9 protein-coding genes and 3 pseudogenes are annotated in these 17,467 nt (G+C 44.9%); 11 read left to right on the plus strand and 1 reads right to left on the minus strand.

What is annotated here, in order from left to right:
- Positions 1-328 precede the first annotated feature (328 nt).
- From L1028_RS27945 to L1028_RS27990, 11 genes and pseudogenes are all read left to right on the plus strand, one after another.
- The gene (locus tag L1028_RS27945) at positions 329-6,331 is read left to right on the plus strand and encodes an S-layer homology domain-containing protein (RefSeq protein ID WP_234541236.1); all 6,003 of its coding nucleotides are present in this window, start codon (positions 329-331) and stop codon (positions 6,329-6,331) included.
- Positions 6,332-6,818: 487 nt separating this feature from the next.
- Positions 6,819-8,933 (plus strand): CAP and S-layer homology domain-containing protein, encoded by a 2,115-nt coding sequence (locus L1028_RS27950; protein ID WP_234541237.1) that lies wholly within the window; start codon positions 6,819-6,821, stop codon positions 8,931-8,933.
- A gap of 96 nt (positions 8,934-9,029) precedes the next feature.
- A pseudogene (locus L1028_RS27955) lies at positions 9,030-9,790 on the plus strand (tRNA dihydrouridine synthase); the annotation flags it as partial.
- Between the two features lie 365 nt (positions 9,791-10,155).
- Complete coding sequence (locus L1028_RS27960; protein WP_234541238.1) at positions 10,156-11,721, plus strand: limonene hydroxylase; 1,566 nt, start codon at positions 10,156-10,158, stop codon at positions 11,719-11,721.
- A gap of 64 nt (positions 11,722-11,785) precedes the next feature.
- A pseudogene (locus tag L1028_RS31785) lies at positions 11,786-11,884 on the plus strand (SF0329 family protein); the annotation flags it as partial.
- Positions 11,885-12,082: 198 nt separating this feature from the next.
- Positions 12,083-12,412, plus strand: a complete 330-nt coding sequence (locus L1028_RS27965) for a MazG-like family protein (protein ID WP_234541239.1) — start codon at positions 12,083-12,085, stop codon at positions 12,410-12,412.
- Between the two features lie 20 nt (positions 12,413-12,432).
- A complete protein-coding gene (locus L1028_RS27970; RefSeq protein ID WP_234541240.1) occupies positions 12,433-14,325 on the plus strand; it encodes a DUF2075 domain-containing protein in 1,893 nt (630 codons plus the stop codon).
- A 125-nt stretch (positions 14,326-14,450) separates the two neighbouring features.
- Positions 14,451-14,998: pseudogene (locus L1028_RS27975) on the plus strand (SF0329 family protein).
- 39 nt (positions 14,999-15,037) lie between these two features.
- Positions 15,038-15,220 (plus strand): hypothetical protein, encoded by a 183-nt coding sequence (locus tag L1028_RS27980; RefSeq protein WP_234541241.1) that lies wholly within the window; start codon positions 15,038-15,040, stop codon positions 15,218-15,220.
- 107 nt (positions 15,221-15,327) lie between these two features.
- The gene (locus L1028_RS27985; RefSeq protein WP_234541243.1) at positions 15,328-15,960 is read left to right on the plus strand and encodes a DNA cytosine methyltransferase; all 633 of its coding nucleotides are present in this window, start codon (positions 15,328-15,330) and stop codon (positions 15,958-15,960) included.
- Complete coding sequence (locus tag L1028_RS27990) at positions 15,914-16,933, plus strand: DNA cytosine methyltransferase (RefSeq protein WP_234541244.1); 1,020 nt, start codon at positions 15,914-15,916, stop codon at positions 16,931-16,933. Before L1028_RS27985 ends, L1028_RS27990 begins: the two co-directional genes overlap by 47 nt.
- Positions 16,934-17,276: 343 nt before the next feature.
- Here L1028_RS27990 and L1028_RS27995 read toward each other — a convergent pair.
- Positions 17,277-17,467 (minus strand): hypothetical protein (locus tag L1028_RS27995; RefSeq protein WP_234541245.1); only part of this gene is annotated, 191 nt, incomplete at its 5' end.

The raw sequence follows: 17,467 nt of genomic DNA on the forward strand, positions 1-17,467 counted from the left end.
AGACACTTATAAATGAAGTGCTCTTTCTCGGTTTTTTTATTAACTCTAACTTTCACTCGGTGATGTAGGATGAGGAATTCAAGTCTAATCTGTTTTAGCGGACAGAGAGGGCTTTTTTTAATGCGAAAATCCCGGGTTTTTACTTAAATTAAAAATACATATGACAAAAGATACATTAAATTAGAAATTCAATAGTTTTTTTGTCGAAAAATAAACTTTTTTCTAGGGAGTGTCGATATAATAGGATAGAAATCTGCTTTTCTGCAGTAACTGTAATTACGGAAGCGTTAACAATTATATGAATAGTCATTCGACAAGGAGGAAAGCGATGTTAAAAAAGTTAGGCAAGATTGGATTGGTATTTATTTTAGTCATTGGACTGCTACCGATGATTTCACTCCGGGCATACGCTGCCACACCTTCATTCACCAAAACGGTGGACTTTCCCATTCAGCCTCCAGTTACAAACGCCTCGGGTAAGAATGTTTCTGATGTTGATGTTCTTCCTGACGGAAGTACCGCAGTAGTGTTGAACACATTCGCTTATCAAGGAAATTCCTATGTTTATACTTATTTTCTTAAAGTATTTGATAGCACAGGAGCTCCAAAAACGGATGTTCCTCTAAGTAACTTAATGGATACCTATTACAAAATGACTGATGTGAATATGCTTGCGCTAAGTGATGGAAGGATTCTGATTACTTACCATAAAAGCGACAGCGGCGATAACAATTTGCAATTGGGGACCGTTAAGGAGAACACCCCCAATGCCTATTTCATGGTGCTAAACCAGTCCGGACAAAAGGTGGTCGGTCAGACGCAGATTAATACATACTCTGCCGCCAGTACCCCGGCACTCACGCGCTTTGTCTCTATAACGGAATTGTCTGACGGCAATATAGCTTTTTCCTGGCAACGAAACGACAATATTAGCACGGCTACGCGTGTGTTCTCTGTTACGGGTAACCCGGTTTCGAGCGAAACACTGCTGGTTTCTCATAATGCGAGCATGACTAATGTATCCGCTGGAGACGGTGTATATATGGTTGCTTACAATTCGGGAGTAGGACCCCAGACGGATACTGTTTATCTGAAAATATTCAGTAATAGTGGGACTCTGTTAAATACGATTAATAAAGGAATAAGAACGGATGAAAAACAGCTGTTTCTATCCACGTTGAACAACGGGAATTTCATGTTCAGCCAATATAACTATAGAAACGACTCATCAACGGTTTCTTTATATGATAAGAACGGTACGAGTAAGGGTGATTTTACAGTAAGCGGCTCTCTAGGCGAATCTTCGGCTGCTATTTATAGGAATAGTGCAAATCCGGGCTTTGTAACAGTAAGTACCGACCCCACTTCTACCAATGCCATCAATGATGCGTACAACAACTTTAAAGAATGGTCGGGAACGCAGTATGCTTACCTGAATTATTATGACAATGACGGTAAATTAGTCTTTACATCGGATCAGCCGGTGGATTCCGCTCCGGTGGCTATGCAGGGTTTCAATGAAGCCACTTGGATGTACGCTGTGGAATATTATCCAAGCTTCCGATTGTATCCCACATTTGGCGACAAGCTTGTCTTGGTGACAACCGATAATACGGACGCTGATCATTATAGAATAACCGCTAAAATATTTGAGACGGGAGCTCCGGCACCAGCGGCTATCATTGACTATGCAGCTGAGCAACTGACCGGACTGACGCCAAACAACGCGTACTCGGTTAACAACGGTACGGCGGTAACGGCGACAGCAGATGGTAAGCTGGCTATAGACAGCAGATGGTTGGGGACGTCAGTGAGCATCGTTAAGAAAGGTGATGGCTCGACGACAACGGATAGCCCGGCACAAACGCTGACTATTCCATTCCGTCCAGGGGCACCGACTGGTGTAACGGCGACGAATGAAACGGCGATAAGTGCTAACGATGGTACATTGACTAACGTAACAACTGCGATGGAGTACAAGAAGGGTGTGGCGGGTACTTGGACAAATATTTCAGGTGCAACCGTAACGAGACTTGATCCGGACATCTACTATGTCCGGACAAAAGCGACGGTGACGGCGTTTGCGTCAGAAGCGAAGAGCGTGACGGTGGCTACGTTCGTGGCAACACCGGAAGTGACACCGGCAGCCATCATTGATTATACGGCAGAGCAGTTAACCGGTCTGGTGCCAAACGGCGCGTATACGGTGAACGGTACGGCAGTAACAGCGACAACAGATGGCAAGCTGGCCATTAACAGTGGTTGGTTGGGTACGTCGCTGAGCATCGTGAAAAAAGGCAATGCCTCGACGACATTGGATAGCGCGGCGCAGACGCTAAGCATTCCGCCTCGTGCAGGGGCGCCGACTGGTGTGATGGCGACGGATGAAACGGAGATCAGTGCTAACAATGGTACATTGACGAACGTGACAACCGAGATGGAATACAAGAAAGGTACAGCAGGTGCATGGACGAATGTAGCTGGTGTAACCGTAACGGAACTTATCCCGGACACGTATTATGTCCGGACGAAAGCAATGGCGATGGCGTTTGCGTCAGAAGCGAAGAGTGTAACGGTGGCTACGTTCGTGCCAACGCCGGAAGCGACACCGGTAGCCACCATTGATTATGTGGCTGAGCAGGTAACAGGTTTGACGGCAAGCGGCTCGTACACGGTAAACGGGGCTTTGGTAACAGCGACAGTGGATGGCAAGCTAGCTATTGAGAGCAGCTGGTTGGGGACGTCACTGAGCATCGTGAAGAAGGGCAACAATTCGACGACAACGGATAGCACAGCGCAGACGCTAAGCATTCCGATCCGTCCAGGGGCGCCGATAGGTGTAACGGCGACAGACGAAACGGCGATAAATGCTAATAATGGTACCTTGACGAACGTGACAACCGAGATGGAATACAAGAAGGGGGCGGCAGGTGCATGGAAGGATGTGACGGGTGTAACCGTAACGGAACTGACTCCAGACACGTACCATGTGCGGACGAAAGCGACTGGGGCGGCATTTGCGTCAGCTTCAGTGCAAGTGGCGGTGGTTGCTTTTGTAGCAACACCGGAAGTGGCGCCGACAGCCGTTATTGATTATTCGGCCGAACAACTGACAGGCTTGACGCCAAACAGCTCGTATACAGTAAATGGAGCTTTGGTAACAGCGACAGCTGATGGCAAGTTAGCTATTGATAGCGGTTGGTTAGGAACGTCGCTGAGCCTTGTGAAGAAAGGCAATGGCTCGACGACAACGGATAGTGCAGCGCAGACGCTAAGTATTCCGTCCCGTTCAGGGGTGCCGACTGGTGTAACGGCGACGGATGAAACGGCGATAAATGCCAACGATGGCAAATTGACGAACGTAACAAACGCGTTGGAATACAAGAAGGGCACAGCAGGGGCATGGATAGATGTGTCGGGCACAACCGTAACAGGATTAACTCCAGACACGTACCATGTACGGACGAAAGCGACGGCGACGGCATTTGCGTCAGAAGCGAAGAGCGTGACGGTAGCTACGTTCGTGCCAACGCTGGAAGCAACACCGACAGCCATCATTGACTATGCGGCAGAGCAGTTGATAGGCTTGACGCCAAGTGGCTTGTACACGGTAAATGGTTCAGCGGTTACGGCGACAGCAGATGGTAAGCTGGCCATTAATAGCAGTTGGATAGGAACATCGCTAAGCATCGTGAAGAAGGGCAACAGCTCGACGACAACGGATAGCGCGGTGCAGACGCTAAGCATTCCGTCCCGTTCAGTGGCGCCGATTGGTGTGACAGCAACGGGTGAAACGGGATTGAACACAAACGATGGTACGCTCATCAATGTTACTACTGCAATGGAATACAAGAAAGGTACAGCAGGTGCATGGACAGATGTACCTGGTACAAGCGTGATGGGGCTTACTCCAGACACGTATTATGTGCGGACGAAAGCAACAGCGACAGCATTTACCTCGGCTTCGGTGCAAGTGACGGTATCGGCATTCACGAAAATGCCAGAAGCGACGCCAGCGGCCATCATCGACTATGCTACTGAACAGTTGGCAGGCCTGACGCCAAGTGGCTCATACATGGTAAACGATACAGCGATTACGGTGCCAGTAGATGGCAAGCTGGAAATTGATAGCAGCTGGTTGGGAACGTCACTGAGCATCCTTAAGAAAGGTGACGGTTCAACAACTACGGATAGTGCGGTACAGACGTTAAGCATTCCATCTCGTGCAGCGGCTCCGGTAGGTGTGACTGTCACGGATGTGACATACAATGGGGCTAATAACGGCACCATTCAGAATCTGACAGTCCAAATGGAATACAAAATAGGCAGCACTGGTCTTTGGACAGAAGTTACAGACACAATGATTACTGACCTTGCGCCAGACACGTATTATGTTCGGGAAAAGGCAACGGCAACAGCATTCGCTTCTATTGCCGCTCAGATTACTGTTCATGATTCGAATGCGGTTATCCCGTCCGCGCCTGAAGTCACGGCTGATGATCAGAACAATACGATTGTTGGTCTGGACACAAGCATGGAATTTTCAGTGGACGGCAGACCATACGTACGGTACGACGGAACCAACTTACCGGACTTGAGTGGTGAGCACATTGTTAAGGTACGGGTGGTAGCTAGCGGGTCCGTTCCGGCGGGACCGGCAACTACGCTGACCTTTACAATTAATATGCTTAACCCTGCGGGTGGCTTGAACGTGAACGCCATCGATCCAAGTGGCTCGGCAAATAACGGCTATACGCAAATCACCGTTATGCCTGCACTGGCTGAAGGACATAAGCTCCTTTATAAGAACTTTGGCGCGGGTAGCGTAGTCGTACCCAATGTGGGAGATGTCCTGACTGGATATACGCTTTTAGGCAGTGAGGGATTGGTTCCCGCGGCCAATGGGGATACGCTTGGGATTGCAGAGGTAGATGCTGACGGCAAGGTGCTTAAATATGGTAGTGCAACAGCAGCTGTAGCGGCTGATACCGTAACACCTGGTACTGATCCGGTCAAACCAGGAACCGGAAGTAACTCGAATAGCGGAACAACCCCCGGTAATGCGAACACAGTTGTTACCGATGTGATCGTCCTTGTTAACGGTAAGGAAGAGAATGCGGGCAAAGCAACAACAACGACCTCAGGAAACGTGAGAACAACTATTATCGCCGTTGACCCAGCTAAACTCCAAGCGAAGTTGAACGCGGAAGGGAATGGAGCAGTAGTTACCGTTCCGGTGACCCTGGATTCCAACATCATCGTCGCTGAGTTAAACGGTCAGATGATCAACAACATGGAGAACAGATCGGCCACCCTAGTGTTTCAGACAAGTAAAGGTACTTATACTTTGCCAGCCAGCGAAATCAATATCAGTGCGTTAGCTGAGAAACTTGGAAATGGCTTGAAGCTGGAAGATATCACACTGAAGATTACGATCAGCGAATCCTCGGCATCCATGAACCAGGTAGTGGCGGGTGCGGCAAGTAGAGGTGGCTTCACACTCGTTGCACCGTCACTAGATTTCACTGTTACTGCTACTAACGGTACATCGACAGTGGAAGTGAGCCAGTTCAATGATTATGTGGAGCGGATAATGGCGCTTCCGGATGGTGTTAACCCTAACCGAATTACAACCGGAATCGTTGTGGAGCCAGATGGCACAGTGCGCCATGTACCGACCAGATTCGTTCTGAAGGACGGCAAATACTACGCAGTTATTAAGAGTGTGACGAACAGTTCGTATTCGGTGATCTGGCATCCGCTGACTTTTGCGGATGTGGAGAATCATTGGGCGAAAGACGCGGTGAACGATATGGGATCTCGTCTAGTAATTAATGGAGTGAACAAAACGACGTTTAGCCCGAATGCAGATATTACCCGGGCAGAGTTCGCGGCGATCATCGTACGCGGTCTGGGACTAAAGCTTGGGGAAGGGAAGACAGCATTTGCGGATGTACCAGCGAATAGCTGGTATGCAGGTGTGGTTGAAACGGCATCCGAGTACGGTCTGATCACCGGTTTTGAGGACGGAACATTCCAACCGGATGCTCCAATCACACGTGAGCAGGCCATGAACATTATCGCCAAAGCGATGAAGTTAACTGGCCTTGTGGACAAGACTGGTACAGTAGATGCGACAAGCATACTTGCTGATTTTACAGATGCCGGCAACATAGGCGTTTGGGCTAAGGACAGTCTGGCGCTTGCCGCCAAAGCAGGCTTGATCAGTGGCCGTGGCGACAATAAGCTGGAGGCAAAGGCTAATGTCACCCGCGCGGAAGTGGCAGTTCTGATTCAGCGGTTGCTGCAGAAGTCGGGGCTTATTGATTAAATTATGATGGATAATGAAAAAGCGGATTCAGGATAGGGCTGAATCCGCTTTTTTTGTTTGGTCAGCTTATTTTCTGGGTTGTCATTAATTAAACGCTATGTCTGGAATTGAGGTGAATATTATATAGAACTAATGGGGGAGTCACGGTTAAAAAAGTTACTGATAAATTGAATTGAAAAGTAGTCTATAATAGTTATCTTTTGATTTTCTATCAAGTTAATATCGGTTTTGAATCAAGTCATATCATCCCGTAGCGTCTTTATTTTTTCGCTTTTGCTTTGTTGGAAAAAAGGGAAACCAGCTTATCAACGGCAGCCTGGTTAGCTGACTGGAGGGCATGGCCATGAAGGTAAGGTATACCCAGTGCAATAATCCGTTTCTTCCGCGTTCCACAGAGTACGTTATCTAATACTTTAAGCTCTGCTTATATAGAGGGAAAATATTGAAAAACGTCGAATATATAAATTCAGAAAAAAGGAGGATAATCATGTTATTTGTCAGAAAAAAACGAAATCAGGCGGTTCGCAGTCCTCGTATGCGCATCATACATTATACTGTCCTCTTCGTACTGCTATTCGGAGTTGTAAGTACAGGGTTATTTAGTGCAACGGGCAATATTGTCGCAGCAGATGCAGCCAGTGAAGGGACCGGGTACACCTCAGATCAACTGGAAGGTCTACAATTCCTCAACGAGGTGAGAACCCGAGCGGGTATTCCGCCTGTTCAACTGAATGCAGCGATTACTAAGGCGGCAATCTCACATGCTGAATTTTATAATGCCAATCAAGCAGATCTTCCAGGCCTGAATGCTCACTCCGAAATATCGGGAAATCCTGGCTATACTGGCCAGTCGGTAATGGCACGGATGAAGGCGGCGGGTTGGGTGTCGGGAGCGCAGGGTTATGCAACGGGAGAGGTTATGCACTTCCAACAAAAAAGCAGTAAAGCAGCTATTCAAGGGTGGCTCGATACAGCCTATCACCGTGACATTATACTGGACCCCCGCTATACAGAGATTGGAATTGGCTTGGCTCTCGGAACTGCCGTCCTGGATGCCGGAGGTCCTGGAAAGACACAGCCTGTAGGTGGAGGCATCTCCGTGTACCCTTACGATCAGCAGACAGACGTACCTGTCGGGTTCTATGGAAATGAAATGCCGAATCCACTTAAACAATTTGATGTTGATTACTCGGGGTATATTATATCTGCGGCTACAGATAAGGATATGATCTCGCATAAAGCGGTGATTACCGATGAGAAAGGAATAGAGATTCCTTATCATGAAGAATTTAAAGGCGATGATACTCTTTTCATATATCCCAAGTCCATATTAAAGGGTAATCACAAGTACACCGTCTCTCTGGAATATCAAGCAGAAGGCGCTTTGGATACCCAGACGAAAGTATGGTCTTTCACCACTGGAAAGGGGCATGTACTAACACAACTGGTTCCAACTTATAAAGAAATCGTGATTAATGAAGGCGGGCAATTGCAGCTTCAAACGGAAGGCAAATATGATGATGGAACAACGGATGTGCTGTTAGGCGATGAGGTCAAGTATTCCAGTAACAAGATCAATGGTCTAAGCACATCTTCCACCGGAGTTATACTGGGTGTTAAAACAGGGGATTACACCATTACAGCATCTTCAGGTGCCCTATCTTCACAGTTCAAAGTGAAAGTATATCCAAAATTAAAATCAAAGGTCTACCCTGCTGTCGACCCAAGCAAGCTGACGGATATTACGGGGAACAAGGCATTACCAGCCATTGAATGGGCACTTAAAGCAGGCATCATGACTGAAGCGGGAAAAGGTCTCTTTAAACCCGATGCGACGGTAAGCGAAGCTGAATTCTGGACCATGCTCCTAAAAGCATATAAAGTTAATATTGAAGCTTACCAGCAAGCCAAAATAAAGCATTGGGCAGATGCCGCTTACCTTATCGCCAAGGAGCGTAATTTCCCGCTTAATGGTTTATCCAATCTGTCCGCAAGGGATAGTCAAATCACTCGGCTGAAGATCGCTGAGATTATAGCTGCAGCAGACGGGCTGAATTTCAACAACTATGATGCTGTGAAGTTCGTGCTTGGGAAGGATTATGTGCGGGGCGTAACGGAGCTGTCATTGTCAGGCTATCAGGGGGATAAAGGGATTACCCGTGCAGAGGCTGCGCAGATCCTTCAGTATTTGCGGCCCAAGCTTACTGAATTGCGGGGACGGCCGATTAGTGCAACACCGAATTCAACGTTGCCAGAGCTGCCGCCAAAGGTAGTGTACGTTAAGCCCGATACGTTCAATGATCGATCGTTCTTTTCGGAATTCCGCGAAGATCATACGCTTACGGTTGAAGGAAAGTTCACCCAATTCGCTGGTCAAACTCTCAAGGTGCGTGTGCAAACAGGGGGGAAGAGTCCTAAACAGATAGAAGACTTGAGTGTAACCTTAGACAGTGAAGGAAGGTTCAAAGTGGAGTCTGGTCCCTACGAACAAGCTTCTCTGAATTTATATTTGGCAACTCCCGGCGTTAGTTACTGTTTAAATGTACAGTATAACACCATGAATGAGAACCAATATACTAGTACAGCATCAGATTTTAAATAGTTAATTTATGGTAGATACGATATAGTCGAGAGAAAAAGAGGTATCGACTATTATGAAGCAGCAAGAATTTAGGGGTTGCTTGACCGCGGATCAACATGGGGAGACAAACCGTAATACTTCCGTCAATTGAGCATCGACATGGCCAAAGAAGGATTCAAAGGTATCGATATTAATATGGGTTGTCCTGTAGCTAATGTAGCAGAGAACGGGAAGGGTAGCGGCCTGATCTGCCGTCCCGAACTCGCAGCGGAGATCATCCAGGCGGCCAAAGCCGGGGGACTGCCTGTCAGTGTCAAAACAAGGCTCGGTTTCAGCAGCGTAGACGAAAGGCGCGGCTGGTTAACCCATATCCTGAATCAAGACATTGTGAATCTGTCCATTCACCTGCGCACAAGAGAGGAAATGAGCAAAGCAGATGCACACTGGGAACTGATTCCCGAGATTAAAAAGCTTCGCGATGAGGTGGCACCAGATATCCTGCTGACGATTAACTGGAAATCCCTGACCGCCAGAATTGCCTCAGGTTCGCTGAGCAGTACGGTGTGGATGGGATTATGATTGGGCGCGGTATTTTTCATAATCCGTTTGCTTTTGAGCAGGAGCCGAAGGATCACAGCAGTGAGGAATTGCTTGATCTGCTGTGGTTGCATCTGGATCTCTATGATCAATATTCAGGACTGGAACGTCGTTTGTTCAGCCCGCTTCAACGATTCTTCAAAATCTATGTCCGCGGATTTCGCGGGGCAAGTGAATTAAGAAATAACGTAATGAATACAAAGTCTACGAGTGAAGTGCGTGCGTTGCTCGATGAATTTGGAAATAAGGAGCCTGATGGGGCCGAGGGACTTGGGGATTAAGTTGCTGAGTTTGTAGAAATCCGTGTAGAAAATAGAATAGACGCTAAAAGAGTGAGGATCGGATGAATGGAGAAGGGGCAAACCCGGAGCCAACAAGCCTGTCCTCTGTTTTGTTATGGAAGGTGGAATTACATGTCCTGGAGCAAATTGAAGCAACAACTGGAGGGGGTTCTCAGTCCTGCGCTAGAGGGAATTGGATAAAATGTGAAAAATATATGCCCAGTTGTAATACTTTCGCCATGTTCATTACTCCCAAAATAAGCAAATATAGATACAGAAGCTGATACAATAATGCAGCCGCTTAAAAAATCATCGAGTTGTTCCGATTGTTATTGAAGGAATTATAGGAAGAGGTGTTGTGAACGATGGTTATTTTCTTCGATAGAGCTAAACGGCCACTTTGGGAGAGCAGAGCCTCCATTTACTCCCATATTCAGGGACAAGGGGAATCCGTGGACGGATCGCTGCCGGATGACGAAGAATTCTGGTCCGGTGATAAAATCAGATGGGTAGCGGGCGGTATGGATGGAGCATTCGGACATCATGCCGGAGCTGCTAAGATGACGGATGAGGTACGAGAGCTGGTTCACCTGCTGGCGAAGCAATCCAGAAAGCCTAAGAATTCAACAAGAAAGGCCCTATATGCTAAGCTTGTGAAGATAGATATAGGCGGAATGATGGATGTCGTTCTGGATGAGGTACGCAAGCAGCCCGGGATACAGCCGGACTCCGTATTCCATGAAGCGAAATGGTTAGCGGAGAATGCGGCGCACCGAAATGCCGTCAAATTCGGGATTGCCTTACTGGGCCTTTTTCAGAACGAGCAAGTTAAGGATTTGCTTCTAACGTTGGGGAGACATGAGGAATTTACGCTATATGCCGTGGTTGCGATTCATAATGGAATGGAAGACAGCAATCAAGTTCTATTTGAATTGGCTCAACAGGTTCATGGCTGGGGGAAAATACATATCGTCGAGAGACTTGACCCTGCTAGTCAGGAGATAAAAGATTGGCTGCTGCGGCAAGGATGCCACAACAACGTCATGAACGAATATTTAGCCTGTATTTGTGCTAGAAATGGTGGCTTGCGGGAGGCACTTTCGGCTGACCGGGTAGATAGCGCATTATTGGATGGGGCAGCCGATATCATTGAAGCGCTATTGAATGGCGGGCCTGCTGAGGACATGGATGATTATGAGCATGCTCCACAGGTGTTATTTGATTACGTGAGGCTCACTGGGAAGATAGGGGCAACTGCAAAGCATCTATCAGCTATATTCAGCATTTACGATTTCCTGGCTGAGGATGAGGAGAAGTGGGACGTTCGGATGTCTGCAGGCTGGAGCGAGCAGTTAAGAAGCGATATCAGCGATGCTTGCCAATCGATTATGGCCAACATCAAGTGGATGAGCATCGTTATGGATGCTGTTAGCAGCGGTGATTCGCCGGACCGTTACTATGGCGTAGCTTGTGCCGAAAAACTTGGCATTGATATTTGGGACACTCTCTTCAATCAGCTTGCAGCTAACCCGCTACAGGATTTCTATTACTATCAGCTCATGAAATCGAATGATCCAGACCGAATTCATAGGTTCGTTCAATTCGCCATCGAACACCTTCCCTTGCAGCAGATCGCCACTGGCCCCGGAAATGAATTGGGATTCGGCGAAGAATATGCAGCACACAGGAAGCTGGGCGCTATCTTGCAGAGCTTGGACCGGTTCGAGGGGATAGGGACAGAGTTGATCTTCACTGCCCTGAACAGTCCAGTGACCTCCAACCGGAACATGGCGATCAAGACCTTGGAGAGCTGGGACGTTTCATCCTGGGGGGAGGAGCTGGTTCACGCGGTCTCTCATTTATCAGTAGTCGAGTCTGAAGACTCGGTAAAAGAACGGCTAGACCAACTCCGTGAGGCAAAGGGGTTGTAAGTATGAGAAATATTCATGATGGAGGAGCTGAATAGTTGTATGGCTTATATAAAAAGAACGTACTATTGTATTGAATATTCTGGCTTTGGTGGACAGAAGAGTTGATGAGAAGCGGGTTTTGAGCATGGCTGAGAAGATAGTGTTGAAGCATCCGATGTGGTGAACTGCGGCGGGGGTGCGTTGTAGGGTTCAAATCCATAATTAGCTGTATGATTTAATAAGGACTTCTGATTAACAGGAGTCTTTTTTTGTTTAATTTGTAGGAATTTCGTGGATTTACATTGAGGATTGGGCTATCATTATTTTATGTAGAGCAAGTGTTAGAGATTGAATTTGAACAACATGACAGACGGGGGTACAAATGGACGAACTAATCGAGAAAATTATCCAATTCCGCGACGAAAGGGACTGGAAGAAATTCCACGATCCCAAAGATCTGGCTCTTTCGATCTCGTTAGAGTCGAGCGAACTGTTGGAACTCTTTCAATGGAAGAACAGCCAGCAAGCCATAGAGCAAAATTATTCTGACATGCAGGACGAAATTGCTGACATTCTCATCTACACGCTAACGCTCGTTCATGATTTAAAAATCGACGTAAAGGATGCCATCCTTCAGAAAATAAACAAAAATGCGGAGAAATATCCGGTATCCCGTTTCAAGGGAAGTTCGCAAAAAAGTACGCGGCATTGAACGAATAGGGGAGAAGCACCATGATTATTTATGAATCGACCAAGCAGCAATTTATGAATGATGTGACCGAAGACAGCATTGCGGTAAAGATTCATAACCAGTACGTCCAAAAAGTCGGCAGGGTTTCCATGGGCGAAATCAACGCATGGAACAATTCCATGAACTATCTTTATAAAGTATTAAACACATCGACCATTCCAGATGACGTAGGAATCGCGATTGAATATAAAATTCCAGCGACCTCGAGAAGAGTCGACTTCATGATTACAGGCTTGAACGAAAAGGATCAATATTCCGTCGTCATCATTGAGCTTAAGCAATGGTCAGAAGTTGAAACGGTTGAGGATGCGGATGGCCTTGTTAAAACCTACTTTAACCGAACGAAGACGAGAACGCCGCATCCTTCTTTTCAGGCATGGTCTTATGCTCAACTGATTAGTGAATATAACGAGACCGTGCAGAACGAAGCGGTCCAGCTCTATCCTTGTGCTTATTTACATAACTACGTACAGACCGATAACGACCCTCTATTGCATCCTGTCTACAATCAATACATCGACGAAGCTCCTATCTTCTCGAAGGGAGATGCTCTAAAGTTAAGAGGGTTTATTTCGACCTTCATTAAAAAAACCGATAGAAGCAAATCGCTTTACCTCATTGAACATGGCAAAATTAAACCCTCTAAATCGCTGCAGGATTCACTCGTCAGCATGCTGCAGGGGAATCAAGAATTCATCATGATTGACGATCAGAAGGTAGTATATGAGGAAGCGTTAAGATTGGCGCAGCAAGCCCAGTCGGGAAAGAAACAAGTCTTGATTGTCGAAGGCGGACCAGGGACAGGTAAGTCGGTTCTCGGAATTAATCTTTTGGTAGAGCTTACGGCACGAGAACTAGTCTGCCAATATGTAACCAAGAATAGCGCGCCTCGTGCCGTATATATGAAAAAGCTGCAGCAAAACGTGAAGAGATCAGTCATTGATAACTTGTTTAAGGGATCAGGCGTTTACTATGAAGCATTGCCCGATGAATTCGGTTGCTTGATTGTTGACGAGGCGCATCGCTTAAATGAAAAGTCGGGTTTGTTCAAAAATAAAGGAATTAATCAAACCATGGAGATTATCCGCGCTGCCCGGTTTTCTATATTTTTTATCGATGAATATCAGAAGATCGCGATGCACGATGTTGGCAGCAAAGAGCAGATTAGAAAGTATGCCGAACAAATGGATGCTGATATCACGGAGCTGACATTGGCTTCTCAATTCAGGTGCAATGGATCCGATGGATATCTGGCATGGCTCGATGATGTACTCGATATCCGTGAAACGGCAAACGCAGATGGTTTCGATTTCGATTATGAAATTCGACTCTATGATGATCCGAATGAATTACGAGACGAAATCTTCAGCAAAAATCAGATAAATAATAAGGCAAGAATGCTTGCCGGATACTGCTGGGATTGGAAGACGGATGGAAAGAACAATCCTAGCGTTCATGATATTCAATTAGATCGCTATCAATTCTTCATGAGCTGGAACCTTAACAATACGACGACCTGGGCGATCGACCCTGAATCCATCGAACAAGTGGGCTGCATACATACCTCACAGGGACTTGAATTTGACTATGTCGGAGTTATCATTGGCGAAGATATGCGTTTTGAAAATAACCGTATCATTACCGACCCGTTTAAACGTGCGAAGACGGATAAGTCTCTTTCAGGCTTCAAGACCTTGTATAAGAAAGATAAGGACGAGGCGCTCCGAATGGCCGATCAAATTATACGAAACACCTACAGGACGTTAATGACCCGGGGAACGAAGGGGTGCTATATCTACTGTGTGGACCCTCATCTGAAGGCGTACTTGCAAAGGCGGTTGGCTATCCAAAGTTCGGCGGTAATTTCAGGATAAGGCCCAATTGAGGGCGATGGAGAGTTATATCATTGATTTAAAAAGATTGAGGATCGGATGAATGGAGAGGGGGTAAACCCTGAGCCAACCAGCCTTTCCTCTGTTTTGTTATGGAGTGGGATTACATGTCCTGGAGCAAATTGAAGCAACAACTGGAGGGCTTTCTCAGTCCTGCGTTACATGGAAGGGTAGAATAACGAGCGCCCGGCTACAGTTATCTGCCTGATAAATCAGGGATTTGTTATATCTCGGTAGATAAAAAGAACGTACTCAATATGAGCGACAAGACGAACGCCATCAGATGGTATCTAAATGAGCTGGAAATCAAGAATGATCCAGAACTCCGGGTTCCAATCAGCCATGACGAGAGAGTGAAGCGGTCAGACAAGCTGCCAAGGGACTAGTACTGGAGGAACGCCTAATCGTAATGGACCAAGCAGAAAAAGTACAGAGCATGCCAAAGAGCTAATGTCGCGCAGGCTGTATTAAGCAAATCAAATTTTATCGTGGTGGCTAATCAGTTTCTAACTATTCCTATTGAGGAGAGCTTAGAGAGCAATATGATATGGTATTGAATGTTCTTACCTTAATAAATAGAAGAGTTGGGGAGAAGTGGATTTTGAGCATGGCCAAGAAGATGAGGTTAACGCATTCGTTTCTGCAGTGTTTTTAAGAGCTGAGGCGTGATACATTGTGAGGTAAGTAATTCAGAATGGAGGTGAGTGCTTTGGCGGGTGGAATACTGGATAAGAACTTGTTTATGATGTGTACTGCTCTAAGTCCTACAGCACTTCGAAGTCTGCCTACAGGGTATCAAATTCGGAATTACCGTGAAAATAGGATTAAAGAGAGAGAATTAAAGATGCTTACCACTACTTTTATTCTCGGATGGTAACACAATTCAATACATGAAAGAATTCTAATTTCTGCTAAAGACTCTTTATAAGCTATAATAAATTGTATTGGAAGTTAATCATATTTTAATAAAGGGAGTAAGGGTTTATGCAACCTACAGTTATCTCACTATGTTGTGGAGCAGGAGGACTTGATTTAGGCTTTGAAAGAGCTGGTTTTGAGATGATTTGGGGAATTGATATAGATAAAGATAGTTGTTTGTCCCATAACAAGAATTTTTTGAACGAAGTTGTAAATGGAGATGTTTTTCATGTTGATATTGACTTAATCCCCAAGTCAGATTTAATTATTGCATCATTACCAGCGACGACTTTTTCATTGTCAGGTGGATATAGCTATAAAAGTATATTTGCTGATAAAGGAATATTGCAGTATAAGGATAGAATTTTTGAAATAGTCCAGAATAATAAACCTATAGCGTTTCTAATTGAAGGACACAAGACTTTTCTTAAAGAGCATATGTTTAATGATTATTTAGCTAGGCTTAATTCTATAAATTATCAAATTTCTTACGAGATTTTGAATACAAAAGACTATGGTATTGCACAGAACAAAGAAAGACTTATCATAGTTGGAATAAAAAAACAACTTAATGTGAGTTTTGAGTTCCCTTTAAAGCATCCTGAAAACGTTACTGTTAAAGACGTTATTAAGAATTTAGACCACATAGATTATGAAAATCGAAAAAAAATTTATTTTAAAACGCTGGAACGGATATAGAGAAATCAATTTAGAGGGCTTATCTCCCTCTATTAATGCAAAGACCACACTTTTTTTTAGTGATTTAACAGACCGATCAGAAGGGTACGTTGCGCTTTCGTGGGAAGAGGTGGCTGCATTACAAAGTTTTCCGAAGGATTTTTTGTTTGAAGGGAGTCTTAAATCAAAATTCAAGCAAATCGGCAACTCATTTCCTCCACAGTTAGCATTTTTACTGGCAACTGAATTGATGAATATTATTAAGCAAGATGAACAGATGTTTAGTAGAAATCAGAAAGAGTCAAACGAAATAAAAGTGGAAAAAAGAAAATCCTTGATGAAAAATACTAACTTGCCCATAGATTCTGTAAAGTGTATAGAAAAACAGGACTTGCGGAGTATACCGAATTTACCAGCTGTACCCGAACTAATAGAACCACTTCAAAACTTGCTTACTGAATCTGATAATCTTTTATATCAACTAAAAAAAATACAAGCAGGCAGTGAATCTTCTGATGAGTACCATAAACTGATTTTCTGCTGTTTAAACTATATTTTTTCTGACAGTTTAAAGAGGGGTAGAACTGAGGTAGAAATAAATGATGGCAGAAAGAGAGTGGATATAATTTTCGATAACCATGCAAAAAGTGGATTTTTTTATTTTTTAAGAGAAATTCACAAAGTTTTTTGTCCTAGAATAATTATAGAGTGTAAAAATTATAACTCTGACCCAGCTAATCCCGAAGTGGATCAGCTACTGGGCAGATTTGGAGTTAATGTTGGGAAATTTGGGATTTTAACTTTCAGAAAAGTCGAGAGTTCTAAAAAATTGATGAATAGATGTAAAGATGTGCTTGCTCAATCAGGTAATTATATTTTATTTTTTGTTGATGATGACATTGAAGAATTAATAAAACTCAAAGCGAATTCGGATGAGGAGGGTATTTTAGAACATATGTCATTATTGTGGGATAGATTAACGATGAACTATTAATTTATACTTCTATTCGAGTTATGCGATAAAGGAATAGAGCGGTGCTTGTTGAGAATGAAGAGGCTGAATTACTGTACTTTGTATTTGAAACGAAGAACAGACTAATTTAGGATGATTTGAGAGACCTTGTATATGTTAAAATTGCATGTGGTAAAGAGCATTACTAATCACATTCCGTAGAAGAAGCCCCAGCGCAAGTGCGTTATGGCACGAGATATTGATTATTTAATAAATTTGGTTTTATAGAGCAACATCGATTATTGTTGATGATGTTAAGGCATTGAAATTACTAAGTCATTGTATTATTGGGTATGGACCTGAGAAGTACAAAAAAATTTACATACTAACCTGAGTAGAGTACTAAACATGGATAGAGCACTTCATTAGAGGACAAAAGTATTTTGATATCAATGGGGGCTGTCCCAAAAGCCATGAAATGGCTGCTTGGGTCAGCCCTTGTTCTAGTAGGATATACGTGGGCGCTTTGAGAGGACGCTCCGCGAACGGACCGTTGTTCCAATCGCTGTGCTCTCC

The organism is Paenibacillus pseudetheri (assembly GCF_924513355.1).
Classification (GTDB): Bacteria; Bacillota; Bacilli; order Paenibacillales; family Paenibacillaceae; genus Paenibacillus_AQ; species Paenibacillus_AQ pseudetheri.